This is a genomic window from uncultured Erythrobacter sp. (genome assembly GCF_947502395.1).
Taxonomy (GTDB): domain Bacteria; phylum Pseudomonadota; class Alphaproteobacteria; order Sphingomonadales; family Sphingomonadaceae; genus Erythrobacter.
Genome location: NZ_CANMZM010000001.1, coordinates 275673 through 300607 on the forward strand (window position 1 = coordinate 275673; position 24935 = coordinate 300607).

Consider the following 24935-nt stretch of genomic DNA (forward strand, 5'->3'; position numbering starts at 1 on the left):
TGGGTTTTCGCAGTCGGGCGAAGTCCCTATTGGGCGAGGTCCATGCGTGTTGATCTGTTTGATTTTGAGCTTCCACAAGAGCGTATAGCCCTTCGTCCGGTGCGACCGCGCGATGCTGCACGCATGTTGGTAGTGCGAGGGCAAGGCTCAGCGCTCGAAGATGCAGGCGTGCTCGATTTGCCAAACTGCCTTGGACCGGGCGATGTGCTTGTTTTCAACGATACACGCGTGTTGCCCGCTCAGCTTGAAGGGCGCCGGGCAGGGGGTGAAGCGCGTATCGGGGCTACATTGCACAAGCGCATTGATCTGCGCCGTTGGCAGGCATTCGTGCGCAATGCCAAGCGAGTGAAAGAAGGCGATCAGCTGATCTTTGGTGGCGAGGTCACGGCCATAGCCGAGGCGCGCCACAGGGATGGGTCGCTTACGCTAATGTTCGAAGGTGAAGAGCCCGTTGAGGTGTTACTTGATCGTGCCGGCACGATGCCTCTTCCTCCCTATATTGCTCAACGTCGGGGCGTCGATGAGCAAGACCTTGCGGACTATCAGACCATGTTTGCTGCCGAAGACGGAGCAGTGGCAGCACCAACGGCGAGTCTGCATTTCACTGACCGGCTTGTCGACGCACTTGATGAGAGGGGAATTGGCCGTGAGACGCTTACCTTGCATGTGGGTGCAGGGACCTTCTTGCCTGTGAAGGCCGACGATACAGATGACCACCAGATGCATTCAGAATTCGGTCGGATCAGCGCGGGCACGGTACAACGGTTGAACGCTGCACGAGAGGCCGGTGGACGCTTGATTGCGGTGGGTACCACTTCTCTGCGTCTCATCGAAAGTGCCGCTGGCGAAGATGGCCGCATTCAAGAATTCGCTGGTGACACCAACATCTTCATAACGCCTGGATATCAATTTCGCGCGGTGAACGGGCTGATGACCAATTTCCATCTGCCCAAATCAACTCTGATGATGCTCGTAAGCGCCTTGATAGGTCGCGAGCGGGTGATGCAGGTTTACGCCCACGCGATCAAGAACGAATACCGTTTCTATTCCTATGGTGACTCATCGCTGCTTCTGCCCTAGCGCAACGCTCAATATGCCTGATCCCATCCTATCCATCAAAGGCCTCACCAAGGTCTATTCCGGCGGTGTGAAAGCTCTCGATAATGTTGAACTAGACATTCGGAAGGGAGAGATTTTTGCGCTATTGGGCCCGAACGGAGCAGGCAAGACGACATTGATTGGCGCGGTCTGCGGGCTTGTTCGCCCTACCTCCGGAACTATGGTTGCGTTCGGCAGCGACCTTGCCCGCGATTGGCGAACGGCGAGGGCGCGTATCGGCCTCGTTCCCCAAGAACTCTCGACCGATATGTTCGAGACTGTCTTTCGCGCGGTGGCCTATTCCCGCGGGCTTTTCGGGCTTGCTCCCGACAAAGCGCGGATCGAGGAAATCCTGCGCTCGCTAAGCCTTTGGGAGAAGAAGGACAGCCAGATCCGTGAACTGTCTGGCGGCATGAAGCGACGTGTCCTGATTGCAAAGGCTCTGGCACATGAGCCGGACCTTCTGTTTCTTGATGAGCCCACTGCGGGTGTTGATGTCGAACTGCGTAAAGGCATGTGGCAGCAGATCGGTGCCCTGAGTGAACGCGGCACCACAATTATCCTCACCACGCATTATATCGAAGAGGCTGAGCTGATGGCCGATCGTGTAGGTATTATCCTTAAAGGTCAGATACTTATGGTCGATGACAAAGCCTCGATCATGAAGCAGATGGGTAGCACTGAGGCGATCATTTCTTTGGCGCAGTCCCTCCAAGCGGTTCCAGAGAGCCTTTCTGCATATCCTGTCACTCTGAGCGAGGATGGCTGCTCATTGATCTATCGAGGTGGCAGCGGGGATGACGCTTCAAGCGGCAACGTTGAAGTGGCGAGTCTCACCAAGGCATTGATTGCCGCGGGGATTGACTATGTCGGGATCGATATTCACGATTCGTCGCTGGAAGACATTTTTGTCGACCTGGTCTCTGAACGCGAGGAGGGGACGGCGTGATGGCACTGGGCGGGACCTTTAACGCGCGCGGCGCTTGGTCGATCTATGTCCGCGAACTGATGCGCGCAATGCGCACGGCGTTTCAGTCAATTCTTTCACCTGTGCTCACGACTTCGCTGTACTTTGTGGTGTTTGGGACGGTGATCGGCGCGCGTATGGAACCGGTGGATGGGGTTGCTTACGGGGCTTTCATAATCCCCGGTCTCTTGATGCTCACCTTGCTTGGTGAGACGACCAGCAACTCTTCTTTCGGTATCTACATGCCGCGTTTCACGGGCACGATTTACGAGCTTTTGTCAGCTCCGGTGGGCGTCGCTGAAACTCTCATCGGCTTCGTCGGGGCAGCGGCAACGAAAGGTCTAATCCTTGCTGCGATCATTCTTGGCACGGCGACTTTCTTTGTCGATTACGAGATCAAATATCCACTCGCGGCGGTCGGCTATATTATGCTCGTGGCAGCAAGCTTTTCTCTCTTCGGGTTCATTCTCGGCATTTGGGCGGACAGCTTTGAGAAACTTGGGATTATTCCCTTGTTGTTCCTAACGCCGCTCACCTTCTTGGGCGGCACTTTCTACTCGATCGATGACCTTCCCGGGGTCTGGTCAACGATTGCCTATGCAAACCCCATTGCTTTTCTGGTAAGCGGCCTGCGCTGGACTTTTTATGGCACGTCCGATGTCTCGATCTGGACCTCTCTCGGCCTCACATTCGGCTTCCTGGCGGTTTGCGTGGCAGTCATCGCCTTTATCTTCAAAACCGGTTGGCGCTTAAGAGAGTAGTCGCGTCAATGACCCGTTTTTCATTTGAGCTCCACGCCACCGACGGCCGCGCACGCACTGGCAAGATCACCATGCAGCGCGGGGAAATCTGCACTCCGGCTTTTATGCCGGTTGGGACCGCGGCGACAGTCAAGGCGATGAAGCCGGAAGGCGTGCGCGCAATCGGCGCTGATATTATTCTTGGCAATACATACCACCTGATGCTGCGCCCTGGTGCTGAACGCGTCGCGCGCCTTGGCGGGCTGCACAATTTCATGAATTGGGATCGTCCGATCCTGACCGACAGCGGTGGCTATCAGGTGATGAGCCTCTCTGAGTTGCGCAAGCTGACCGAAAAGGGTGTCGAGTTTCGTAGCCATATCGATGGTTCCAAACATATGCTTACGCCCGAGCGTTCGATGGAAATCCAGCGGTTGCTCGGTTCGGACATCGTAATGTGCTTCGATGAATGCCCGCGCGCGGATCGTCCTCGAGACGAGATTGCCGCCTCGATGGAACTCTCGATGCGTTGGGCCAAAAGGAGCCGCGATGGTTTTGACCGCGGTGAGGAGCACGCATCGCGTTCGGCGCTTTTTGGTATTCAGCAGGGCGCACTTGACGAAGACTTGCGCCGGGAAAGTGCTCAGAAACTGACCGATATCGGCTTTGATGGCTATGCTGTGGGCGGGCTGGCAGTAGGAGAAGGGCAGGAGGCGATGTTCGGCGTACTGGACTATGCGCCCGAAATGCTCCCGCAAGATCGTCCACGATACTTGATGGGCGTCGGAAAACCCGACGATCTTGTTGGCGCTGTTGAGCGTGGCATCGATATGTTCGACTGCGTACTGCCGACACGTTCTGGCCGCAATGGACAAGCGTTTACTTGGAATGGCCCGATCAATTTGCGCAATGCCCGTTTCGCAGAGGATCAGGAACCACTTGACCCGACATCCGATTGCTCAGCCTCGCGCGACTATTCGAAGGCCTATTTGCATCATCTGCACAAGTCGCATGAGATCCTCGGCGCAATGCTTCTCACCGAGCACAACCTATCCTTCTATCAGGCACTAATGCAGAAAATGCGCGAGGCAATTAGTGAAAAGCACCTCTCAGAATTCGCGAGAGAATTTCGGCGCAATTATCTTGGGGATTGAGCTTTGACAAAGCTTTCACCCTTAGCAATACTTGGCCTTGTTAACATTCGGGGCTGAATTTTATGAAAGATTGGGGAGGGGCGCCTTGGCGTCCAATGTTCGCTGCTGCTGCGATTGCATTGGTGGGGGTTTGCGCGCCAGCGGCTGCATCTGAGCCAAGTGATGAAGCAAAACGGTTTGGGGCCCGCTCATCTGTTCTCGATGTAAGCCTGTCCCCATCGGGCTCAAAGCTTGCTTGGATTGCTCCGGGACCAGGGCATACTGAAGTGCTTTATGTCATTGATCTTGAGCACGGCGGTGGCGTGTCTCAAGTGTCTTACAATGATGAGATTCAGGCTGATCTTGGTCGCTGCGATTGGGCAACAGACAAGCGCATTGTCTGCGAAGTGTATGGTATGGCGCGCAGGTCTGATGGTGTGCTGCTGCCTTATACGCGCATGTTCGCGTTGAGCGATGATGGGACCGACCCTATTGGACTGAACGAGCGCCGTTCTTCGAGGGCACTGGGTTTCAATCAGGATGGCGGCGACATTGTTGCTCTTGATGTTGATGGCGAGGAGGGGCAGCTTCTCCTAACGCGGAACTATATCGAAGAGCGCACAACCGGCACACGGCTTGCGAACAGCAAAGAGGGCTTGGGGGTTGATCTGTTCGATGTGCAAACAGGCCGCAGGAAGGTGCAGGTCCAGCCAGACAAAGGCGCGAGCTACTATCTCGCGGATGACGACGGCAATCTGCGACTAAAAGTCCGCCGTGGAAGCGATGGCAGCGGGCGTCTCACCGATGAGCGCACATTTATGGTTCGAGACCCCGGCGGAAATTCGTGGCGCAGACTTGAAGATATCTCACTGAACGGACAGCCTGTGAGCTTCTCTCCTGTAGCGGTCGATGCGGTTTCAAATTCGCTCTTCGCTTACACATCGCTTGGAGGATACCGGGCGCTAATCGGAGTGCCACTTGATGGTGGTAACGAGGCAAGGCTTATCGCGGCTAGAAATGATGTGGATGTCGATGGGCTGATCCGGATTGGGCGTCAGCGCCGGGTTGTTGGTGTGAGCTATGCAACCGAAAAGCGCTCGGTTGAGTATTTCGATCAAGAGCTTGCAGCTTTGGCGAAGGCGCTTGGCAAAGCCCTTCCAACACAGCCGCTGATAAACTTCGCCGGTGCGAGCGCAGATGAAAGTAAGTTCGTCATCATCGCATCGTCAGACACAGACCCAGGCACCGTTTATCTGTTCGATAAGACTTCGCAAAATCTCGAAATGCTCTTAGCAATGCGCGATCCGTTGGTTGGCCGAGCCATGGGAGAAATGCGTCCGGTGAGCTATCCAGCGGGCGATGGTACTCAAATTCCTGGCTATTTGACCTTGCCGTCGGGCTCGGACGGGACAAATCTTCCTGCGATCGTCCTCCCGCACGGCGGACCTGCTGCGCGTGATTATTGGGGCTTCGACTGGGTTGTTCAATTCCTCACCGCACGCGGTTACGCGGTGCTTCAACCCAACTACCGTGGATCGGCGGGCTATGGAGAGGCTTGGTTCGGACGCAATGGCTATCAGGCCTGGGATGTCGCTATCAGCGATGTGAACGATGCAGGCCGCTGGCTTGTGTCACAAGGCATTGCCGACCCTGAAAAGATGGCCATCGTTGGCTGGTCCTACGGAGGATACGCTGCATTACAGTCACAGGTTGTCGCACCGGAGCTCTACAAAGCAGTCGTTGCTATCGCACCTGTCACGGACCTTGAATATCTGCGATCCGATGCGCGCGCGTACACCAATTTCCGCTTTCGTGATGGGCAGTTAGGGCGAGGCCCACATATCGCAGCCGGCAGTCCGAGGCGGCATGCTGAGCGATTTGTTGCTCCGGTCGCGCTCTTTCACGGTTCGCTCGATATCAATGTGGATGTAAGGCACTCGCGAGACATGTCCAATGCGCTTGAGAATGCGGGCAAGCAGGTGACTTACACGGAGTTCGAGGACCTGCAACATGGCTTGCGTGACAGCAATGCTCGCAGAGAGATGCTGGGTTCGATTGACGAATTCCTAAATGAGAGCCTTGCACGCTGAAAATTGGTTCTGGACCCTCTCGACAAACCGTTGGGGAGAGTCCAAGGGCCTTCGCATGACCGACTCTCCTTCCAAAATGCACGACCCCGCCAAATTACCTGTTGACTGCGAAACCATGGTGGACGTGCGTGAAGGAGTCGACGCGACCGACCGTGAACTGGTGGCGCTATTGGATCGACGCTTTGGCTATATGCGGGCAGCGGCGCGCATCAAGGCTTCTCGAGATGCTGTGCGAGATGAGGAGCGTAAGGCCAGCGTGATTGCTGCGGCTGTGGCGGACGCTGAGGCGCGCGGCCTACCTGGCGCTGTTTTCGCGGAGATATGGGAAGAGCTTGTTGAAGGCTCAATTGCCTATGAGTTTGTTCATTGGGATGAAATCCGCAACTCCTAGGTTTTTGGACTTAGTCGCGGGTTTCCGGCCGAAAGCACAAAAGAAAAGGGCGGCCCCGAAGGACCGCCCAGACTTCTGTATCGATGTGCCTTGCGGGGTTTAGCGGGAGTAGAACTCGACCACGAGGTTTGGTTCCATCGTCACCGGGTATGGCACTTCGTCGAGCTTCGGCACGCGGGTGAACTGAACCTTGTCGTTGCCATCTGGGGCAACGTAGTCAGGAATTTCACGCTCTGGTAGGCTTTGCGCTTCGATGATGAGAGCCATTTCTTTGGCTTTCGTGTTGAGGCTGATCACATCACCAACGTCGCAACGGCGCGATGGGATGTTACACTTGCCGCCATTCACGAGGATGTGGCCGTGGTTGACGATTTGACGCGCGGCAAAGATCGTTGGAGCGAACTTCGCCCGGTACACGATCATGTCGAGGCGACGCTCAAGCAGACCGATCAGGTTCTGACCGGTGTCGCCTTTAAGCTTCGTAGCGTCTTTGTAAGTTGAGCGGAACTGCTTCTCGGTCACATCGCCGTAATAGCCTTTGAGCTTCTGCTTAGCGCGAAGCTGAAGCCCGAAGTCGCTCATCTTGCTCTTACGACGCTGACCGTGTTGGCCAGGGCCATAGGAACGCTTGTTCACCGGAGAGTTTGGACGGCCCCAGATGTTTTCACCCATCCGGCGGTCGAGCTTATGCTTGGCGCTTGTGCGCTTAGTCATTGTTCTTCCTTACATTTTGCTGGCCCACCCAATTGGTGAGCGTCTAACCCGGCAGCGCACCGTTGAGGCGAATGCTCAACGCGGCTTCCGCTTCACCGGGGTGCGGAGCCAAATTGCGTGAGCGCGCGTATACAGTGGCCGCTTACGAAATCAACTCTTTTCGGACAGGTCCTTGTCGGGACGGCCAAGCGAGGTGAGCACGCCGCGCAAAGTGCGAACCTCGAGGTGGTTCCAGCCAGGCTTGGTGAGAACCGTGCGCAAAGTGCGCAGAGTAGCTTCTGCGCGTGCTTCGGGGAAGAAGTAGCCCTTTGGCGCGAGCATGCCTTCAAGGTGCTTGATGAGGCCTTCCAGCTCCTGTTGCGGGGCAGGGGGAAGGGCTTCGTCCTCCGAGGTGGGTTGGACCAGTTCACTCGACTCTTGCTCGCGACCGATGCGAGACCATTCATAGGCGGTCAGGATCACGGCCTGCGCCAAATTGAGCGAGCCAAATTCCGGATTGATCGGAACGGTGAGGATATGGCGGGCAAGCGCGACATCCTCTGTCTCCAGCCCCGATGCTTCGCGACCGAACAGAACCGCATGGCGACCACTTTGAGAATGCATCAGCCGTGCCGCTTCATTTGGACCTACGACAGGCTTAGTCACGCCGCGTTTGCGAACGGTGGTGGCATAAACATGTTCGCAATCAGCGACAGCTTCGGCGGTTGTGCTGAAGATCTTCGCCTCATCCAGCACGATATCCGCGCCCGCCGCAGCAGGTCCTGCACTGGGGTTGGGCCAGCCATCGCGCGGGGCGACAATGCGCATCTCGGTCAGTCCAAAATTAAGCATGGCCCGCGCGGCTTTGCCGATGTTCTCGCCCAACTGTGGGCGGACCAAGACAATTATGGGCTTGTTGACCATATCTAGTCTTGGGCAGCTTCGGCGACAGTGCTGGCAAATTCCTCGAAATCTTTGGCCTCTGAAAAGTCTCGATAAACGCTGGCAAAGCGGATGTAAGCGACCGAATCGAGCTGCTTCAAACCGTCCATGACCATCTCACCGATGCGCGATGACGGAACTTCAGGATCACCAGCAGTTTCAACCTGCCGTTGGATGCCGGAGACCAGCTGATCAATACGCTCTTCGGAAACATCACGCTTGCGGCACGCAAGAGCAACGGATTTTTCGAGTTTCACGCGATCGAAAGGCTCGCGCCGAGGTTCGGAGCCATCAAGGCCCGTTTTGACGATCACCACTTCACGTAGCTGGACGCGTTCAAAGGTTGTGAAGCGCGCACCGCAAGAATTGCATTGCCGACGCCTCCTAATCGAGGTGTTGTCCTCGGTTGGGCGGCTGTCCTTAACCTGCGTGTCTTCATGGGCGCAAAATGGGCAGCGCATGTGTTGTGCTTAGCTTTCTGGATAGACCGGGAAGTCAGCGCAAAGTGTGGCAACACGATTGCGCACGCTCTCTTCGATCTGTGCATCGCCCTCTGGACCGTTCTTGGAAAGTCCATCGACCACTTCGGCGATGAGTTGTCCCACCTGGCGGAATTCCACCGGGCCAAAGCCGCGCGTGGTACCCGCTGGCGTGCCGAGGCGAATGCCTGACGTCACAAATGGCGAGCGCGTGTCGAACGGAATGCCGTTTTTGTTGCAAGTGAGCCATGCCCGGTCGAGCCCAGCTTCTGCCGCCTTACCAGTGACATCTTTCGCTGTGAGGTCGACGAGCATGGAGTGGTTGTCCGTGCCGCCAGAGACGATGCGAAGCCCATTATCTTCAAGACTTGTTGCAAGCGCGCGCGCGTTCTCGACAATGCGGTGCGCATAAGTCTTGAACTCGGGTGCGAGCGCTTCCTTGAACGCAACCGCTTTGGCAGCTACTACATGCATCAACGGGCCGCCTTGGAGGCCGGGAAACACCGCCATGTTCAATGGCTTGGTGTATTTCTCATCGTTCCAAAGAATTATGCCCGAACGTGGACCGCGAAGCGATTTGTGCGTTGTTGAGGTCACGATATCGCAATGCGGGAAGGGCGAGGGGTGAGCACCGCCTGCCACAAGACCCGAGATGTGGCTCATATCGCAAAGCAATATAGCGCCAACTTCATCAGCAACCGCGCGGAAAGCGGCAAAGTCCCAGATCCGTGAATAGGCGGTGCCGCCGCAGATGATGAGTTTGGGCTTATGCTCGCGTGCAGTCGCGGCAACCGCTTCCATATCGATAAGCTCATCACCCTCAGTCACGCCGTAGCTAACCGGGTTGAACCATTTGCCGCTCATGTTGACCGGAGAGCCGTGCGTCAGGTGCCCGCCAGAATTGAGGTCGAGACCCATAAAGGTATCACCCGGCTCCAACATCGCCAGAAATACCGCTTGGTTCATCTGGCTGCCGGAATTCGGCTGTACATTGGCAAAGTTGCAGCCAAACAATTGCTTGGCGCGCTCAATTGCCAGCGTTTCGACCACATCAGCATAGTCACAGCCGCCGTAGTAACGCTTGCCCGGATAGCCTTCCGCATACTTGTTTGTGAAGACGCTGCCCGTTGCCTCAAGCACCGCCTTGGATGCGATGTTCTCAGATGCGATCAGTTCGATCTTGTCTTGCTGACGCGCAAGCTCTTTGCCGATAGCTTCCGCGATCTCAGGATCACTGGTCGTCAGATCATCGTGCCAAAACCCATGCATCGGATCGGCTATGCTGGAAGGATTGGTGCTCATTGGTGGGTCTCAATATGGTCCGGATCGATGGGGGGATTGCCAAGCTTGGCAACACGGCGTTGATGACGGCCACTGGGATCGCCCTCATCAGCAAATACGGTGTTTAAGAATGTAGCGACGCAGCTTTTCGCCATTTCTACGCCGATCAACCGCGCACCCAATGCAATGCAATTGGCATTGTTATGTTCCCGCGCCAATGCAGCGGAGAGCGGTTCAGAAATCAAGGCGCAGCGTACCGCAGGGTGGCGATTAACACTGATCGAAATGCCAATTCCTGAGCCGCATAGAGCAACGCCATATTCTGCAGTCCCATCGGCCATCACTTCTGCCAGCTTGTAGCCGTAGTCAGGGTAGTCGACGCTTTCGCCGGGCTCCGGGCCCAGGTCCGCGACTTCATGACCTTCTTCCATAAGCCATTCGGCGAGCTCGGCCTTAAGCTCGGTGGCGGCGTGATCGGAGGCAATAGCTATACGCATGAAGCGATACATAGTGTGGCAAGAGCGACGACTCCACCCCGATATGGCGCTTTTCGACGCTTCCGAGTAAGGAATTGGGGAGAAATTCGTAACGCTGTCGCTCCCTGCCGTGCGGCTACAGGCCGGTGGCTTTTAATGAAGTTGAGCTCGAATTTGGTCAATTTGTGCGAAGCTTCGCTGACGTTCCGGTGAGATGAGTCCAGAGGGCTCTATCAGCCTATTCTTTGCCCTTTTTTAGGGTTTTGCTCAGCCATTTCCAGAGCTTGTCGATCTCTTTTGCGGCTTTGCCATCAGGGGCCAACTCGCTGGCCGTCTCTCCCTTGGCGCTCGAGCGATGGAAGTCGGCGCGCTCGCCCAGGTCGACTGGGCAGATTTCGAGCCCCATTGCTTTCGCAGCTTCGCGGGCGTCATTTGCCAATTTCGTCGCGCTCGCTGGAACTGCATTGAGCACGACAAAGGCAGGAGTCTTAGCGTAATTCACAAGGTCTGCGATTGGCTCAAGTGCCGCTAGATCGAAGGCGCGCGGTTTGGTCGGGATAAGCACAATGTCTGCCGCCTTGATGGCTTCACGGGCGGCAGCATCAGCGTGGGGTGGGGTGTCGATGACGACAAAATCCACGCCATTCTTCTTTGCGCTCTCGATCGTACGGCCAAGACGTGCGGGCGGAGCGGTCACCACCACCGGCAGAAAATCTCCGCGCCAATCGCTCCACACTGCCGCGGTCGCTTGCGGATCGGTGTCGACCACGCAAGACTCATGCTTAGCCCCCGCAGCTCGCGTCGCAAGGTTTACAGCGAGTGTTGTTTTGCCCGATCCACCTTTCTGGCTGACAATCGCGACTGTGGTGAGTTTAGATTTGGGCATTTACGCTCGACTCTGACTAACTTGTGTGCAGCAATTATTGTGAAAGCATCGTTGTATTGTAACTGCGGATAGCGATTCCCTGAAGGTTCAGAGTCGTTCGGCACACGCTACGCTATGCTTAGCTACCTTGACCAAGGCCTGCCGCTTGCAACCGTTCAACAACCTCGGGGTTATTCTGGAGGAACTCAACCACCCGACCTTGCAACTTCTCAACTTCAGTTTGTTGAGAAGCGTTCACTTCGGCAAAGAATGCCTCATTCGCTTTCGCAACCGCGGGGTCTGCCAATAAGCTTTGCACGCTGGAGAAATACCGCCCGCCGCTTGGCGTTGACGCAAATGCACGGATATCCCGCAATTCCTGAAGCGAAAACTCTCGCGTGTAGGCAACTGCGGTTGACTTGATCATGCTGGGCAAATGCTTGATGATAACTGGGCGCATAATCTCGGGTAGCTCCCCGAGGAAATCATCCATAATCGCTCTGATGCCTGGTTCTTCAAAGATCGGCCCTGTCATCATAGAGGCCGCCATCTGGTTTCCCATGGTAGTGGCGGTATTGATCATGTCCTGCTCACGGGTGGCAGGCGGGAAGATCACATCTATGATCGCCATGGCCTCGGCAAGCTCATCTGCGGGTGGCGTGTAAACGTCAGTTTGGGCGAGGGCTGGGCTGACGAGCGCAAGCGCGCCTGCCCCAATAGCAAGCGTTCTCAACGACTTCATTGCTACTCTCATTATTGATCCAGGAAACTGCGCATCTTGCGGCTGCGGCTCGGGTGCTTGAGCTTGCGCAGCGCTTTTGCTTCAATCTGACGAATACGTTCGCGCGTTACCGAAAACTGCTGACCCACTTCTTCCAACGTATGGTCGGTGTTCATGCCGATACCAAAACGCATACGCAGAACGCGCTCTTCACGCGGGGTAAGCGAGGCAAGCACGCGGGTGACGGTTTCCTTGAGGTTTGCCTGAATCGCGGCATCCACGGGGATGATCGCATTCTTATCCTCGATGAAGTCACCCAGGTGCGAATCTTCTTCGTCCCCAATCGGCGTTTCGAGCGAAATCGGCTCTTTGGCGATTTTCATCACCTTGCGAACTTTCTCCAATGGCATGGAGAGGCGCGCTGCCATTTCCTCCGGGGTCGGCTCGCGGCCTTCTTCGTGGAGGAACTGACGCGATGTCCGGACCAGCTTGTTGATCGTCTCGATCATGTGAACCGGGATACGGATCGTGCGCGCCTGGTCAGCGATCGAGCGGGTGATCGCTTGACGGATCCACCATGTCGCATAGGTCGAAAATTTGTAACCGCGGCGATATTCAAACTTATCAACCGCCTTCATCAGGCCAATGTTGCCTTCCTGAATAAGATCAAGGAATTGCAGGCCACGGTTGGTGTACTTCTTGGCGATAGAGATCACGAGACGAAGGTTGGCTTCGACCATTTCCTTCTTAGCAATCCGCGCCTCGCGCTCGCCTTTTTGCACCATGTTGACGATGCGGCGGAACTCGGGAAGCGACATGCCGGTGTTCGCGGCAATATCGGTGATTTCGGTTCGAATGCGGTCAACCGAGCCTTCTTCCTTCTCAAGGAAAGCGGCCCATTTCTTGTCCTTCGCCGCGCGCTCTTTGATCCAACCATCGTCAAGTTCGTTGCCGACGTAGGATTTGAGAAAGTCGATGCGCTTAATTTTGTGACGCTCAGCCAAACGCAGCATCTGACCACCCAGCGCGGTCAGGCGGCGGTTAAAGGCGTAAAGGTTGTCGACAAGGAATTCGATTTTCGCTGCGTGGAATTGCACGCTCTCGACTTCCGCAGTGAGCTCGTCAGAAAGCTTTTCGTATTTGTTCTCTTTGGCCTTCGGGAACACGTCGCCAGCGGCGAGGGTATCGACACGCTCGATCTGCAATTTCTCGAAGCTTTTGAAAAGTTTCGTGATTCGGGCAAAGCGCTCAATCGCGTCAGGTTTAAGCGCAGCCTCCATCTGAGCAAGCGAAAGAGTGTTGTCCTCTTCCTCTTCCTCTTCTTTCTTGGCGCCTTCGCCCTCTTCGCCCTCTTCGCCTTCTTCCTCGTGATCTTCGACTTCGTCGTCATCATCGCGGATGGTTGGACCTGCAGTCTCTTCTGAGATTTCGCCGCCGTTCTCGGCTTCCTCGTTCTCTTCCTCCATCTTGTCTGGCGGAGGTTCCTTCGAAAGCATCGCGTCAAGATCAAGGATCTCACGAAGCTGCATATCTTCAGAATTCAGCGCTTCGGACCATTGGATGATCGCGTGGAAAGTGATCGGGCTTTGGCAAAGGCCCATAATCATCATGTCGCGGCCAGCTTCAATGCGCTTGGCAATCGCGATTTCGCCTTCACGGCTGAGCAGTTCAACTGCGCCCATTTCACGCAAGTACATACGCACAGGGTCATCGGTACGTTCGCCCGTACCAGTTTTCTTCGCAGCAGGTTTCGCAGTGGTGGCAGGCTTTTTCTTGTCGTCGTCAACCTCCATGGCCTCGACTTCAGCTTCCTGTTCAGCCTCCGCCTCTGCCTCTTCGTCGTTCTCAACGATCTGCACGCCCATTTCCGAAAGAGCGGTCTGGATGTCTTCGATCTGATCAGGGCTCATTTCGCCAGACGGCAAAGCGGCGTTGAGCTCATCATATGTGATGTAGCCCTTCTTCTTTGCCTTGGTCATGAGCTTCTTGATGGAAGCTTCATTAAGGTCGATCAGCGGTGCGTCGTCTTTATCGTTCGCTTTTGCGCTCGAGGCCATGTATTTGTCAGTCCGTTCGCCGGTGGTTGGTCCACGGTTGATCCCCTCCCGGACCAGCGCTTCACAATCCCACTTCTCGTTAATCCCACTCCGGATCTGAAACCCGGATCAACTCGCATTGGCCGGTGCTCCGGCCTTCTTACGCCCAAATGCCTTTAGACGCTCTTCAACTTTGGTGAGCTGTTCTCGCAAACGGTCCTGTTCTGCCAAAGCCCCTTCCGGGTCTTCATTAAACCGTGCGATCGTTGCCGCCATAGCAGCTTCGAGCGCTGGTTTCTGGGCCAGCAGCGATACAGCTTCAGCCAATTCCTCGCGCGCTTCACCGGGGGATGTGCCTTCTCGAAGAAAGGCGAACTGTTGGTTTACCGGTGGGGCAGGAAGGCCTTCGTTGTCCGATATGGCGTTTGGCCCGTGCGAATCAAGTGTTTCCGACAGCTCCATCAACGATTCTATCGCAGGTGCAGCATTTGGATCGAGCTGTGCGAGGCGAGAAAGCGCCTCGGAATGCGCCGAGATTTCATCCGGATGGCGCACAAGTCCAGCGATTACAGCGGATAAGAGCGAGGCGCGCTGCCCGCCAGCCATAGCTCGGCCGAGAATGTCGCGTGCGTCCTGAGAAAGCCTTTGCGGCGCGGTGTTGCGGTTTTGCCAGCCTTGCTTGCCCGGTCTGCTCTTTGAAGAGCGGCTTCGGGGCTCTCGCTTGGGAAAAGCAAATTCGGAGAATCGGTCAAGCAGGTCGCGCCGATAGAGTGCTTGGATGTCGCGATTCTCGATGGTGTCGACATGTTCCATGAGCCGCGCCTTGAGGCCAGCCTTGGCCTCGGGACTTGTCAGCGGCTGCGCATCGCGTTCTCCTTCCCAGAGTGCATCGAGCAGGCTCTTGGGATCACTCAGCAGCTCTTCCATTGCTTTTGGCCCGTCACGATTGATCAGATCGTCGGGATCCAAGCCGCTTGGCAAGCGAACTATCGACAAGGAGCGCATCGGGGCAAGCAGCGGGAGGGCCCGGGAAATAGCTCTCATCGCGGCGCGTTCTCCGGCCTTGTCGCCGTCGAAACACAACACTGGCACTTCAACCATGCGCCATAGCATCTCAAGTTGAGTTTCCGTGAGCGCTGTGCCCAAAGGTGCAACCGCATCTTCAAACCCAGCCTGAGCCAGCGCGACCACATCCATATAGCCTTCGACCACTACAACACGGCCTGACTGGCGCGAGGCAGGGGAGGCACGGTGGAGGTTGTAAAGCGTACGGCCTTTATCGAAGAGCGGAGTATCGGGAGAATTCAGATATTTCGCGACACCGTCTCGACTCTCCATGATCCGCCCGCCAAAGGCGATCACTCGACCGCGCGCGTCCTGGATAGGGAGCATGACCCGCCCACGAAAGCGGTCATATGTTGTGCCATCATCGGTCATAATGCGCATGCCGGTTTCGACCAGCATCTGATCATCGTAGCGGGCAAGCGCACGATTGAGAGCCTGTTTGCTCTCTGGCGCATATCCAAAACCGAACTCAGCCAGTGTCTCAGGCTCTAATCCACGATCGGTCAAGTAACTCATCGCCGCCCGACCATCAGGCGAGCGCAGATTGTCGTAAAACCACCCTTGGGCATCGGTGGTTACGTCAATCAGCTCAGCTCGCTTCTCTGCCTTTTTGGCGGCGACAGGGTCGGGGGCTGGGACCTCCATCCCCGCTTCGCTCGCAAGCTCCTTGCACGCATCGATAAAGGTCAGCCCACGCTGCTCAGTCATCCAACTGATAACATCGCCATGCGCCCCGCAGCCAAAGCAGTGGTAGAACCCCTTCTGATCATTGACATAGAAGCTGGGCGTTGCCTCATTGTGGAATGGGCAACACGCTTTCCATTCGCGCCCCGCACGGGTAAGCTTGGTCGTGCGATTGATCACGGTTGAAAGCGTGATCCTCGCGCGCAGTTCGTCCTTCCATTGCGGGCTGATAGACATAAGTGCAGAATGCTCGCGATTGAGTGCTGCTTCAAGCGCTCTCGGTGGACAAGTCTGTGCTTAGCTAAGCGCTGCCTTCACAAGGCCACTCGCCAGCTTTCCATCGAGCGCAGCGCCGTGCTTCGCTTTGAGTGCGCCCATAACCTGCCCCATATCCTTCATCGAAGAAGCGCCGGTTTCCGCTTTGATCGCTTCAATCGCGGCCTTGGTTTCGTCCTCGCTCATCATCTGGGGCAGGAATTCTTCGATGACAGCCAACTCAGCCGTTTCCTTATCCGCTAATTCCTGACGACCGCCACTTTCGTACATCTCAATCGATTCGCGGCGTTGCTTTGCCATCTTTTGGAGCACGCTCGTGACTAGAGCATCGTCGTCGATATCCTTGCCGCCAGAAGACTTATTGCTGCGCTCTTCAATATCGCGGTCCTTGATCTTGGCACTCATCTGGCGAAGCGTCGCAGTGCGTTCCTTTTCCTTGGCCTTCATAGCGGTGATGGTGGCAGCTTTGATATCGTCGCGGATCATCGGAACATTGTCTTTCTTGTGGATGGATTTGTCCGTTGGGCGGCTTAGCCCAATTAAGGCTGCGTAGATAGGTTGACGTAGGCCCCGCGCAAGCTTAGCGGGTGAGACTTAGCGACATTGCTGGAAAACCCCTCTTACGGAGAGCCCCAAATGGCTTCTGCTGCCACTCGTCCTGCGCAACCAAAAGACGCGACGGGAGTCCTTGTTTTAGGCGATGGAACTGTGATCTGGGGGCGCGGCTTTGGCGCGGTCGGAGATGCGGTAGGCGAGGTGTGCTTCAACACCGCGATGACCGGCTATCAGGAGGTGATGACTGATCCCTCTTACGCGGCGCAAATCGTCACCTTTACCTTCCCTCATATCGGTAATGTCGGAGCAAACGGCGAGGACGTGGAGAGCGCAGTTGAGGGCGCAGTGGGCTGCGTTGTGCGCGAGGATGTGACCGAGCCATCGAACTTCCGCAGTTTGGAGCGCTTCCAGGAGTGGATGGAGAAGAACGGCAAAATCGGCCTGTCGGGTGTCGACACAAGGGCGCTCACCCGCCGTATCCGCAAGTCAGGTGCGCCCAATGCGGTAATCGCGCATTCGCCAGAGGGTAAATTCGACATTCCCGCTTTTATCCAACGCGCTCAGGAGTGGGCAGGGCTCGAGGGCATGGACCTCGCCGTGCGCGTCACCCGCGAATCCCAAGAGGATTGGGAAGGCGGATATTGGCGCTTGGGCCATGGCTATGGCCGCGCGGCCCACGATGCGACGCCGCATGTGGTGGCATTAGACTTTGGCGCGAAGGACAACATTTTCCGCAACCTCGTGCGCGCTGGGGCCAAGGTGACTGTGGTGCCCGCCAAGACCAGCTATGACGACATCATGGCGTTAAAGCCCGACGGCGTATTCCTCTCCAACGGTCCGGGAGACCCTGCCGCGACCGGCGAATATGCCGTTCCAGTGATCCAGCAATTGCTTGAGTCGGACATGCCGCTTTTCGGCATATGTTTGGGCCATCAAATGCTGGCGCTCGCAGCAGGCGCAAAGACGGTGAAAATGCACCAAGGCCACCGCGGCGCAAACCACCCGGTTCAGCGTGTGGGCGAGGGTTGGGGCGAGACCACGGGATTGGTCGAGATCACCAGCATGAACCATGGTTTTGCGGTGGATGCGGATACTTTGCCCGACACGGTGGAGCAAACCCATGTTAGCCTTTTCGACGGCTCCAACTGCGGAATTGCGGTGAAGGGCAAGCAGGCGTTTGGGGTGCAGTATCACCCAGAGGCAAGTCCGGGACCGCAGGATAGCTTTTACCTCTTCGAGAAGTTCGTTGGGGGGCTGGGGTGAGGCACCTTCTTACCCTCTTTTTATTGACTGTCGGAGCCTCGGCCTGCGCGAGCGACGTTGTGGCAGGCTCTGATATCGCTCCAATCCTTGAGGCATCGTCCGAAGACCATTTCGATGAAGCACGCCTCGCGCGTTACAACATCGAAGTGTACAGCGGCGGCGGTATTCCGGGGACCCAAGGTGCGAGCTTTGTCGTCGAGAATTACCGCGAAGTGCTCCAAATTATCGTTGATCAATGCGAATTGGGCCGCACGATATTGGTGCAGGCGACCGATGGCGTGTCTCTCTTGGCGATCCTGAAAAATGATCTGACCGACAAGCAATTAGGCTGCATCAAGGAGAAGGAGCAGCCGGGTGTCCGGCTCAAAGATTGGGGAACCAACGGATGAAACGCCTTCCTATCATTGTTGCATCAGCGTTCACCCTCACGGGCTGCCACATCCTCTTCCCCGAGGACCCGCGCGAGGGCAGTGAACTCAGCGAGGAATGCCTGACCCGCGTCGCCAGCCTTCTCGGCCCGACCACCCAATTCGCCAAACTCGCGCAAGAAATGGGCGTCCCCACCTTCACCTTCGACATCACCAAAATGGCGTTCGAGGACATGCAGCGCCTGATGGTGGATGGCAGCGACGACACCGCTGGCAACCGTGCGATGGCCTCGACCAATGAAACCTCCACCGCCGTTGATATTTTCATGCAAACACCGGTCAATGAGAAGGGCGCATTCTTCACTGGCCGTGACCCTGCGCTCTACCGTGTGCGCGGCGGGCTCCAGCCCAAATCGACCATGATCGCCAGCGGCTGTGCCCGGCAACAAGAGGGCATGCGGCTGATCATGATCGACGTTGGGCCCGTGCCCGCTGAGCCTGAAACCGCGCCCGATAACACCGATGCAACTCCCGAAAACGAGAGCCAATAATGCCCAAGCGTAATGACATTTCCTCTATCCTCGTGATTGGTGCAGGGCCGATCATTATCGGGCAGGCGTGCGAGTTCGACTATTCGGGCACGCAGGCGATTAAGGCTCTGAAAGAAGAGGGTTACCGGGTCATTCTGGTGAACTCGAACCCGGCAACGATCATGACCGATCCCGAGTTTGCCGACGCCACATACGTCGAGCCGATTACGCCGGAGATCGTCGCCAAGATCATCGCGAAGGAAAAGCCAGATGCGCTGCTTCCCACCATGGGCGGGCAGACGGCGCTGAACTGCGCGTTGGCTCTTGAGGATATGGGCATCCTCGAAGAGCACGGCGTGGAGATGATTGGGGCCAAGGCGGACGCTATCGACAAGGCGGAAAACCGCCAGCGGTTCCGCGATGCGATGGACAAGATCGGTCTTGAGAGCGCGCGTTCAGGCGTTGCCAACACCATCGAAGAAGCGCGCGAGATTGTGAAGCGCACCGGATTGCCGTCGATCATCCGTCCCAGCTTTACCCTTGGCGGGACGGGCGGTGGGATCGCTTACAACACTCAGGAGTTTGATCGGATCGTGCGTGAGGGCCTTGATGCATCGCCCACCACCGAAGTGCTGATCGAAGAATCGCTGCTGGGTTGGAAAGAGTACGAGATGGAGGTTGTGCGCGACAAGGCGGACAATTGCATCATCATCTGCTCAATCGAAAACGTTGATCCAATGGGAGTGCACACGGGCGATTCCATCACGGTGGCCCCGGCGCTGACGCTCACGGACAAAGAGTATCAGATCATGCGTAACGCCTCGATTGAGGTGCTGCGCGAGATCGGCGTTGAGACCGGCGGCTCAAACGTGCAGTTCGCCGTGAACCCTGCCGATGGACGGCTCATCGTCATTGAAATGAACCCGCGTGTGTCGCGTTCTTCCGCACTTGCCTCCAAGGCGACAGGCTTTCCGATTGCCCGCGTCGCGGCGAAACTGGCGGTGGGTTACACGCTCGATGAAGTCACCAATGAGATCACCGGGGCAACGCCTGCGAGCTTTGAGCCCACAATCGACTATGTCGTCACCAAGATCCCGCGTTTTACTTTTGAAAAATTCAAAGGCGCAGAGCCCTATCTTGCAACCGCGATGAAGTCGGTGGGCGAAGTCATGGCGATTGGCCGCAACTTCCAAGAGAGCGTGCAAAAGGCCCTTCGCGGTCTCGAAACTGGGCTCGACGGGTTCAACCGGGTGACGGAGCTGGAAGGCGTCTCGCGTGATGTTGTGACCGCCGCTTTGTCCAAGCGCACGCCTGATCGCTTGCTGCAAGTGGGGCAGGCCTTCCGCGAGGGCCTCAGCCTCGATGATATCCATGCAGTCACCAGTTATGACCCGTGGTTCCTGCGCCAGATCGAGGCGATTATAGAGGCGGAAAGTGTGGTTCAGGCCGACGGCCTGCCTCGCGGAGCAGCGGACCTGCGTCGCCTAAAAGCCATGGGCTTCTCGGATAAACGCCTCGCTACGCTGGCTGTTCGTTCTGTTGGGGTGAAGGGTGGTCTAGCAGAGACCCAGGCGAAGCGGTCCGGGCTACTGCATGACGCACTTCAAGCTATGGCAGGGGCGACCAGCGAAGAGGAAGTGCACTCGCTGCGTCAAAGGCTGGGTGTGAATCCCGTATTCAAACGCATCGACTCATGCGCGGCCGAGTTCGAGGCTATCACGCCCTACATGTACTCGACCTATGAAGCGCCGACATTTGGCGAGCCTGAGTGTGAGGCGGATGTTTCTGATCGCAAGAAGATCGTGATCCTTGGTGGCGGACCCAATCGGATCGGGCAGGGGATTGAGTTTGATTATTGCTGTGTCCACGCCTGTTTTGCGCTTGCAGAGCAGGGTTTTGAGACGATCATGGTCAACTGCAACCCTGAGACCGTTTCGACCGATTACGACACATCTGACCGCCTCTATTTTGAGCCACTGACAGCCGAAGACGTCCTCGAAATCCTGCGCGCTGAACAGAAATCGGGCGAGCTTGTCGGCGTTATCGTGCAGTTTGGCGGGCAGACACCGCTCAAACTCGCGCAAGCCTTGGAAGATGCCGGAATCCCGATCCTTGGCACATCACCCGATGCTATCGACCACGCCGAAGACCGCGAACGTTTTGCCAAGCTCGTCAATGAGCTGGGCCTAAAGCAACCCGACAACGGCATTGCTTACACCCGCGATGAAGCGGCTGCTGCAGCAGCGCGTATTGGCTATCCAGTGCTCCTGCGCCCAAGCTTCGTACTGGGCGGCCGCGCGATGGAGATCGTGGACAGCGAGGCGCAGCTTGATGACTATATCAAGACCGCCGTGAACGTCTCTGGCGACAGCCCCGTTCTGGTCGACCAATATTTACGCGATGCGATAGAGTGCGATGTCGATGCGCTGTGCGACGGAGACGAAGTGCGCATTGCGGGTGTGATGCAACATATCGAAGAGGCTGGCGTGCACTCAGGCGATAGCGCCTGTACCCTGCCGCCGTACTCACTTTCGCCCGGAATTATCGCTGAAATGGAGCGCCAAGCAGAGGCGCTTGCCACGGCTCTTAAAGTTCGCGGCCTGATGAATGTCCAATTTGCGGTCAAAGACGACGAGGTCTACCTTATCGAGGTGAACCCGCGTGCGAGCCGAACCGTGCCCTTCGTGGCCAAGGCCATCGGGCAGCCTGTTGCCAAGATCGCAGCGCGCGTCATGGCAGGCGAAAAACTCACCGATTTTGAGCCCTTCCGCCGCGATCTGCCTTACATGGCGATCAAAGAGGCGGTTTTCCCCTTTGCTCGTTTCCCCGGTGCCGATCCTGTCCTCTCGCCAGAAATGAAGTCAACGGGAGAGGTAATGGGGATTGATTGCGCATTCGAACCAGCATTCTTCAAATCACAGCTTGGGGCTGGGATGACCTTGCCACAAGGCGGCACAGCGTTTGTTTCGGTCAAGAATTCGGACAAGGCGAATATCGTTCCAGCGGTCAAAGATCTTATGGAATGCGGGTTCGCCATTATTGCCACGTCTGGCACGTATAAATACCTTTCGGAACAAGGACTTTCGATCGAGCGCGTGAACAAGGTCGCAGAGGGTCAACCGCATATCGTTGACAAGATCATTGATGGTGAGATCGCTCTCATTCTCAATACCACTGAGGGTTGGCAATCTCTTCTCGACTCCAAATCGATCCGCGCCAGCGCCCTCGAAAAGAAGGTTCCTTACTACACAACGGCGACCGCTTCTTGTGCTGTCGCTGCCTCAATTAGAGCCCTCAAACCCTCACAGCTTGAAGTCCGGTCGTTGCAAGACTATTATGGTTGAGCAATTACGCCGTCCTCCCGACATTTCGCTTGGTATTGGCCGCATCCATTGGAAGCGGTCAGGGGTGAAATTTCGAAAGTGAAATGTCAGAGAACGGACAACACGGAAAGAAACGGGAATGGCTACGATGGAAAAGGTTCCGATGCTCGCAGAAGGGTATGAGCGTCTGACCACAGACCTTAAGGCGCTTCGTGAAGAGCGGCCGCGGATTGTTGACGCGATCGAGGAAGCGCGCGCGCATGGCGACCTTTCGGAGAACGCCGAATATCATGCTGCTAAAGAGCGGCAGGGGCAAGTTGAAGCACAAATCGGCGATCTTGAAGGCAAGATTAGCCGGGCGCAGATAATCGACCCGACGACTTTGTCAGGCAACAAGGTCATCTTTGGAGCAACGGTGACCTTGCTTGATGAAGACGACAAGCCTGTCAAATACCAGATTGTCGGTGAGACTGAAGCAGATGCAGCGCAAGGCCGCATCTCATACTCGTCACCCATTGCTCGCGCGTTGATTGGCAAACAGGTCGAAGAAGAGATCGAGGTGACTGTTCCAGCTGGCGACAAGTTCTACCTTATCGAGAAGATCGAGTTCATCTGAACTATGAGATGCAAACCTTTTAATTGAGAGGTTTTTCCATCGCATAATTGTGGATCATGACACCGCGCAGTTTAAAGTCACGGCGTCTGATTATCCTGTAGCCTGCTCGTTCAAATGCAGGCCGGGCCAGTTCGCTTGCCTCGGTGTAGAGCATCGCAACTCCCAATGTACGAGCGTGCCCTTCCGCGTGCATAAGCAATTGCCCAGCCAATCCACGCCCTGCGTGCGTGGGCGAGCAGTAGAGCATGTCGAGATGTCCATCGGGTTCCAACAGGGCGTAGGCTACTGGAGCATCACTTTCATCGGCTATGACATAGATTTGATGGCCCACCTCAGCGCGCGCCACGAAACGCTCTGCAGTGATATGGCCCATGGACCAAACTTCGACTTGCTCAGGCGAATATGCCTGGGCCCCAATCGTTCGGATCGCATCGACAGTGAGCGAGGCAAGCGCAGGGGCATCGTCCGCCTTGAACTGTCGGAGCGTATTGGTCACGAGCCTTGAACCGAATCCCTAGGCGTCAGGGGTGAGGAGCTTGTGGATGGGGACGAGGACATATTTCATCTCAGCATCATCCACCGTGCGCTGCGCCTGCGCCCGCCATGCATCGACCGCGGCATCGTAAGAACTAAAAACGCCGACAACATGGACGCTTTCAGGATCAGCGAATTCATGGCCACGCGGGTCAGTAACACGGCCACCCATAACAAGGTGTAGACGTTGGTTTGTGGTTGCTTCTTCCATTGATTGCTTCCTTGGGGAGGAGTTGAGGGGGCGTCTTTTTAGAACAGCCCCGCTATTGCTCGCCGGTTAAGCGAAGCGCGCATGCAACACAAGGTGCCTGCATACCGATGTCTAAGTGGTTTAAACTCAGTGCCGCACTCGGTCGGTCAAATCGCGCACTACACGCTCAGCCCGGCGCTTCGTTCTGCGTGTGGCTGCCCGTCCTTTATCAGCGGCGCTTCCCGCCAGATAACTGGCCTCGCGGCGCAGAGTTCTCGCCTTGGCAGCGGCGCTGTCGCCCAGATCCTCAAGCTTATCCTTGCCCACATTTGGACCGCCCAAAGCGTCATCGATGAATTTGATGGCGTAGCCGACGAGTGCGTCGGCAACGAGAGTCCACAAAGTGTTGGTGCGGTCGATGGCCGCGTTCTTGACGGTGCCAGCTGCCGCGCCTGCTGCACTGCTCGCAGCATCGCCAACCTTGCTCGCGGCACCCGATGCCGCGTTCACGGCGCTTGTGGCGGCTTTGCCCGCAACGCGTTGCCCAGGCTTTGTCATGAGTCCGATTGCAAGGCCAAGTACAATTGCTCCGCCGATAACAGTCAGCGGATTGGCACGGGTGTAATTGACGGCGGCATCAACGGCTTCCTTGGCTTGATCACCAAGAGTGCGCTCAGCAATCCGGCGTTCGTTGGCCTCGATCTTTTGCCGCAGCTCGTCACGTTTTGCCTTATCACCGGTGGAGGAAGGGGTGGTGTTAGTTGTCATGAGTGTCTCCGGGCGAGGCTTCTTCTGGTTCGGGGTCCGTTTCGCTTGCCTGAACAGCGGGGAGAGGTTCATCGCTATCGACTTCCCTATCTTCCATCTCAAGGTCCTCGGCCATAGCGGCAAGCAACGGTTCACGGCCAAACCATAGGGCAAGCGCGCCCAGCACAATCGCAATGATCCCTCGGTTGTCGACCGTGTGGACCCTCGCGACCTCATAAACGTCCTTGGCACCCTCGGCGACACCGCCAAGATAGCGCGAGGTAAGGCCCTTCGCGGAAAATGTCGTGCGCGCGTGCTCAATATCCGTCATCAAAACCTTGCGAGCAGAATCACGCAAAGACCGATAGTCGGAAAGACGCTCCTCAATATTGCTCATGTTGCATCCTCCTCATCCGAAGAGGTGAACAGAGTTGCTAGCTTCTGTGCTCGGCTGAAGGCACCCCAGCCAAGCAATGCCACCACAAGCATCAGACCGCCAAAGACGATGCCGATCGCGCCCCAAATCCCTACGACCGGTTCAAACGCCAGTACCAAACCGACTGCAAGCGCGAGAAAGGCGATGTGAAGAAGGATCAAAGCTACAACGACAAGGCCGAGAGAAACGCCGATTAACCGGCCGGCAAAGGCCGCACGCGTTTTCTGAAAGCCTAACTCAGCCTCGGCATAAGTGCGCGCATTGTCGATGAGTGCGCTGGCCTCTTCCATCAATGAGGGGTCGAGCTGGGGAGAGGACTCTTCGCCACTCTCCTCAACGTCGAATTCTGTCACTTCAGGGGCGGCATCAGCGCTGTCCGCACCTACTCGCCCTTGAGTCTCCTCCATTCAGTCCCCCTCTAAAGGCAGCAACACCA

At 56.5% G+C, this 24935-nt stretch carries 26 protein-coding genes; 11 read left to right on the forward strand and 15 right to left on the reverse strand.

The genetic code is table 11. The features are described 5' to 3' along the window. The first annotated feature begins 42 nt into the window (after window positions 1-42). The 6 genes from queA (at window position 43) to Q0778_RS01260 (ending at window position 6419) form a co-directional block, all read left to right on the forward strand. On the forward strand, window positions 43-1080 hold the full coding sequence (queA, locus tag Q0778_RS01235; RefSeq protein WP_298333433.1) for a tRNA preQ1(34) S-adenosylmethionine ribosyltransferase-isomerase QueA: 1038 nt from the start codon (window positions 43-45) through the stop codon (window positions 1078-1080). Window positions 1081-1093: 13 nt separating this feature from the next. Beyond that, window positions 1094-2047: an ABC transporter ATP-binding protein gene (locus Q0778_RS01240; protein WP_298333435.1), complete on the forward strand. Its 954-nt coding sequence runs from the start codon at window positions 1094-1096 to the stop codon at window positions 2045-2047. Continuing rightward, entirely contained in the window at window positions 2047-2826 is a 780-nt protein-coding gene (locus Q0778_RS01245) for an ABC transporter permease (RefSeq protein WP_298303211.1), read from the forward strand. The genes Q0778_RS01240 and Q0778_RS01245 overlap by 1 nt, the downstream gene beginning before the upstream one ends. Before the next feature lie 8 nt (window positions 2827-2834). Then, complete coding sequence (gene tgt, locus Q0778_RS01250) at window positions 2835-3959, forward strand: tRNA guanosine(34) transglycosylase Tgt (RefSeq protein WP_298333437.1); 1125 nt, start codon at window positions 2835-2837, stop codon at window positions 3957-3959. A gap of 95 nt (window positions 3960-4054) precedes the next feature. Further along, window positions 4055-6028, forward strand: a complete 1974-nt coding sequence (locus tag Q0778_RS01255) for an alpha/beta fold hydrolase (protein WP_298333439.1) — start codon at window positions 4055-4057, stop codon at window positions 6026-6028. A gap of 76 nt (window positions 6029-6104) precedes the next feature. Continuing rightward, a complete protein-coding gene (locus Q0778_RS01260; protein WP_298334839.1) occupies window positions 6105-6419 on the forward strand; it encodes a chorismate mutase in 315 nt (104 codons plus the stop codon). Between the two features lie 99 nt (window positions 6420-6518). Here Q0778_RS01260 and rpsD read toward each other — a convergent pair whose 3' ends face one another. The 10 genes from rpsD to Q0778_RS01310 form a co-directional block, all read right to left on the reverse strand. After that, window positions 6519-7133 carry a 30S ribosomal protein S4 gene (gene rpsD, locus Q0778_RS01265; protein ID WP_298303217.1) on the reverse strand — a complete coding sequence of 205 codons (615 nt, stop codon included), beginning with the start codon at window positions 7131-7133 and terminating at the stop codon, window positions 6519-6521. A gap of 150 nt (window positions 7134-7283) precedes the next feature. Further along, window positions 7284-8036, reverse strand: coding sequence for an RNA methyltransferase (locus Q0778_RS01270; protein ID WP_298333441.1), 753 nt, complete (start codon window positions 8034-8036; stop codon window positions 7284-7286). Between the two features lie 2 nt (window positions 8037-8038). After that, entirely contained in the window at window positions 8039-8515 is a 477-nt protein-coding gene (gene nrdR / locus Q0778_RS01275) for a transcriptional regulator NrdR (RefSeq protein WP_298303220.1), read from the reverse strand. 9 nt (window positions 8516-8524) lie between these two features. Beyond that, a complete protein-coding gene (gene glyA / locus Q0778_RS01280; RefSeq protein WP_298303222.1) occupies window positions 8525-9835 on the reverse strand; it encodes a serine hydroxymethyltransferase in 1311 nt (436 codons plus the stop codon). Then, window positions 9832-10311, reverse strand: coding sequence for an RpiB/LacA/LacB family sugar-phosphate isomerase (locus tag Q0778_RS01285; RefSeq protein ID WP_298303224.1), 480 nt, complete (start codon window positions 10309-10311; stop codon window positions 9832-9834). The genes glyA and Q0778_RS01285 overlap by 4 nt, the downstream gene beginning before the upstream one ends. 217 nt (window positions 10312-10528) lie before the next feature. Next, complete coding sequence (gene parA, locus Q0778_RS01290; RefSeq protein WP_298333442.1) at window positions 10529-11176, reverse strand: ParA family partition ATPase; 648 nt, start codon at window positions 11174-11176, stop codon at window positions 10529-10531. Window positions 11177-11294: 118 nt separating this feature from the next. Then, complete coding sequence (locus tag Q0778_RS01295) at window positions 11295-11897, reverse strand: hypothetical protein (protein WP_298333443.1); 603 nt, start codon at window positions 11895-11897, stop codon at window positions 11295-11297. An 11-nt stretch (window positions 11898-11908) separates the two neighbouring features. After that, the gene (rpoD, locus tag Q0778_RS01300; RefSeq protein WP_298333445.1) at window positions 11909-13933 is read right to left on the reverse strand and encodes an RNA polymerase sigma factor RpoD; all 2025 of its coding nucleotides are present in this window, start codon (window positions 13931-13933) and stop codon (window positions 11909-11911) included. A gap of 108 nt (window positions 13934-14041) precedes the next feature. Further along, entirely contained in the window at window positions 14042-15898 is a 1857-nt protein-coding gene (gene dnaG, locus Q0778_RS01305; RefSeq protein WP_298333447.1) for a DNA primase, read from the reverse strand. 60 nt (window positions 15899-15958) lie between these two features. After that, a complete protein-coding gene (locus Q0778_RS01310) occupies window positions 15959-16423 on the reverse strand; it encodes a GatB/YqeY domain-containing protein (protein ID WP_298333449.1) in 465 nt (154 codons plus the stop codon). A 150-nt stretch (window positions 16424-16573) separates the two neighbouring features. Here Q0778_RS01310 and carA point away from each other — a divergent pair, with 150 nt between their 5' ends. From carA to greA, 5 genes are all read left to right on the forward strand, one after another. Next, window positions 16574-17755, forward strand: coding sequence for a glutamine-hydrolyzing carbamoyl-phosphate synthase small subunit (gene carA, locus Q0778_RS01315; RefSeq protein WP_298333451.1), 1182 nt, complete (start codon window positions 16574-16576; stop codon window positions 17753-17755). A 59-nt stretch (window positions 17756-17814) separates the two neighbouring features. Next, window positions 17815-18144, forward strand: coding sequence for a hypothetical protein (locus Q0778_RS01320; RefSeq protein WP_298303238.1), 330 nt, complete (start codon window positions 17815-17817; stop codon window positions 18142-18144). Further along, the gene (locus Q0778_RS01325) at window positions 18141-18674 is read left to right on the forward strand and encodes a hypothetical protein (protein ID WP_298303239.1); all 534 of its coding nucleotides are present in this window, start codon (window positions 18141-18143) and stop codon (window positions 18672-18674) included. Before Q0778_RS01320 ends, Q0778_RS01325 begins: the two co-directional genes overlap by 4 nt. Beyond that, window positions 18674-21997, forward strand: a complete 3324-nt coding sequence (gene carB, locus Q0778_RS01330) for a carbamoyl-phosphate synthase large subunit (protein WP_298333453.1) — start codon at window positions 18674-18676, stop codon at window positions 21995-21997. The genes Q0778_RS01325 and carB overlap by 1 nt, the downstream gene beginning before the upstream one ends. A 118-nt stretch (window positions 21998-22115) precedes the next feature. Then, window positions 22116-22592 carry a transcription elongation factor GreA gene (gene greA / locus Q0778_RS01335; RefSeq protein ID WP_298303243.1) on the forward strand — a complete coding sequence of 159 codons (477 nt, stop codon included), beginning with the start codon at window positions 22116-22118 and terminating at the stop codon, window positions 22590-22592. A gap of 19 nt (window positions 22593-22611) precedes the next feature. On the opposite strand, the gene Q0778_RS01340 is transcribed toward greA, so the two are convergent. The 5 genes from Q0778_RS01340 to Q0778_RS01360 form a co-directional block, all read right to left on the reverse strand. Continuing rightward, window positions 22612-23088 (reverse strand): GNAT family N-acetyltransferase, encoded by a 477-nt coding sequence (locus tag Q0778_RS01340; RefSeq protein ID WP_298333455.1) that lies wholly within the window; start codon window positions 23086-23088, stop codon window positions 22612-22614. Between the two features lie 18 nt (window positions 23089-23106). Next, window positions 23107-23337 (reverse strand): DUF4170 domain-containing protein, encoded by a 231-nt coding sequence (locus Q0778_RS01345; RefSeq protein ID WP_298303247.1) that lies wholly within the window; start codon window positions 23335-23337, stop codon window positions 23107-23109. Between the two features lie 126 nt (window positions 23338-23463). After that, a complete protein-coding gene (locus tag Q0778_RS01350) occupies window positions 23464-24084 on the reverse strand; it encodes a hypothetical protein (protein WP_298303250.1) in 621 nt (206 codons plus the stop codon). Further along, on the reverse strand, window positions 24074-24460 hold the full coding sequence (locus Q0778_RS01355; RefSeq protein WP_298303252.1) for a hypothetical protein: 387 nt from the start codon (window positions 24458-24460) through the stop codon (window positions 24074-24076). Before Q0778_RS01355 ends, Q0778_RS01350 begins: the two co-directional genes overlap by 11 nt. Next, window positions 24457-24906, reverse strand: coding sequence for a phage holin family protein (locus Q0778_RS01360; RefSeq protein WP_298303253.1), 450 nt, complete (start codon window positions 24904-24906; stop codon window positions 24457-24459). Before Q0778_RS01360 ends, Q0778_RS01355 begins: the two co-directional genes overlap by 4 nt. Between the last annotated feature and the right edge of the window lie 29 nt (window positions 24907-24935).